The sequence below is a fragment of the Arcicella rosea genome (genome assembly GCF_014204325.1).
GTDB lineage: Bacteria > Bacteroidota > Bacteroidia > Cytophagales > Spirosomataceae > Arcicella > Arcicella rosea_A.
Window position 1 is genome coordinate 1 of sequence record NZ_JACHKT010000068.1, and the last position, 2,058, is coordinate 2,058.

A 2,058-nucleotide genomic window follows, 5' to 3' on the forward strand; every position below is an offset into this window, starting at 1 on the left:
CCTTACTTTTCTTTCCTCGTATGTTTGTCTTACTAAAAATCATGTTAAAATAGATTAAATTACGATATTAGCTTTTGAGTGGTGAGAGGATATTTCTTTCTAAACAATCCATTTGGATATGTACTCATCAAGGTATTCCCCATCACTCATTGCTAAGAGTCACAACAGCACCTTAAGCATCACCAGAATGGTGGTAAGCTTGTATAGGACGAGAAAAGACAATTTAATCTATCTAAGACCATGAGCAAAAAAGTAATCAACAATCAAACAATTTTACGTCAATGTGTGGGAATAGACATCAGTAAAGATAGTTTTGTTGCTTGCATTAGTCACAAGACTTCGACCGATGAAATCATTGTAAAAAGTACTAAAAAGATTCCCAATTCTCTTAGTGGTTATAATACCTTACAGGAATGGGTTACTAAGTTTACAAGTCCTGAACTTCCACTAATTTATGTAATGGAGGCTACGGGCGTGTATTATGAACCTCTTGCATTCGATTTACTAGAAAGAGGTAAATCTGTGAGTGTTCAATTAGCAAAGAATGTCAAGTTCTTTATGCAAAGCCATAATATTAAGTCTAAGACAGATGATATTGATGCTCAGGCTATTGCTCAAATGGGTCTCGTATGTTTGTCTTACTAAAAATCATGTTAAAATAGATTAAATTACGATATTAGCTTTTGAGTGGTGAGAGGATATTTCTTTCTAAACAATCCATTTGGATATGTACTCATCAAGGTATTCCCCATCACTCATTGCTAAGAGTCACAACAGCACCTTAAGCATCACCAGAATGGTGGTAAGCTTGTATAGGACGAGAAAAGACAATTTAATCTATCTAAGACCATGAGCAAAAAAGTAATCAACAATCAAACAATTTTACGTCAATGTGTGGGAATAGACATCAGTAAAGATAGTTTTGTTGCTTGCATTAGTCACAAGACTTCGACCGATGAAATCATTGTAAAAAGTACTAAAAAGATTCCCAATTCTCTTAGTGGTTATAATACCTTACAGGAATGGGTTACTAAGTTTACAAGTCCTGAACTTCCACTAATTTATGTAATGGAGGCTACGGGCGTGTATTATGAACCTCTTGCATTCGATTTACTAGAAAGAGGTAAATCTGTGAGTGTTCAATTAGCAAAGAATGTCAAGTTCTTTATGCAAAGCCATAATATTAAGTCTAAGACAGATGATATTGATGCTCAGGCTATTGCTCAAATGGGTCTTGAAAGAAAACTTAAACTTTGGCAACCAGGAAGTATTCAAATGCGACTCTTGAAACATCTGTGTCGTGAAAGAATAATGCTTCAAGCAGAACAGACTACCGTTAAAAATCAATCTCATGCTTGGAAACATACCTATAAACCTGAGAAAAGTATCCTAAAAAGATTAGAAAACAGGTTAAGCTTTATAAAAGAGCAAATTCAAGAGATTGAACAAGAAATCAAAAGCATCGTTGAAAATGATCAAGACTTAGCTAAACGTGTGGCAAATGTCTGTACCATTAAAGGAGTAGGTTTGCTCTCGGCTATTGTTATCATTGCTGAAACTAATGGATTTGCTTTATTTAATAATAAAGCTCAACTCATCAGTTATGCGGGATATGATGTAGTAAGAAAACAATCTGGAAACACCGAAGCTAAAACGAGAATCTCTAAAAAAGGAAATAAAAATATTAGGAAAGCTCTCTATTTCCCTGCTACAAGTGCTTGTAGGTTTAACCCCAAAATGAAAAATACCTATGAAAACATTACTCAAAAAACAGCCATAAAGATGAAAGGAAATGTAGCTGTGCAAAGAAAGATGCTTGTATTGATTTATACCATATACAAGAACAATATACCTTATGATGAAAATTACCAATATGACAAAGAACGTAATGATACTCAAAAAAATAAGGCAGAGTCAATCATAAATTGCCCTGCCTAAAGTGCATGGAAATGAATTCCTGCTTCTGATAGTGCAATTTATAAAAAATATTTAATCTTAAATCATAGGTTTTTAACACAGCACCTTGATGAAAGAAAAGTAACAAAAGAAAATCAAGAA

At 33.7% G+C, this 2,058-nt stretch carries 2 protein-coding genes; both read left to right on the forward strand.

Annotated features, from left to right (window positions below; all coding sequences use genetic code 11):
- Window positions 1–240 precede the first annotated feature (240 nt).
- The gene (locus tag HNP25_RS21575) at window positions 241–645 is read left to right on the forward strand and encodes an IS110 family transposase (RefSeq protein WP_184137835.1); all 405 of its coding nucleotides are present in this window, start codon (window positions 241–243) and stop codon (window positions 643–645) included.
- 204 nt (window positions 646–849) lie between these two features.
- Window positions 850–1,938 (forward strand): IS110 family RNA-guided transposase, encoded by a 1,089-nt coding sequence (locus HNP25_RS21580; RefSeq protein ID WP_184137837.1) that lies wholly within the window; start codon window positions 850–852, stop codon window positions 1,936–1,938.
- Window positions 1,939–2,058: the final 120 nt, after the last annotated feature.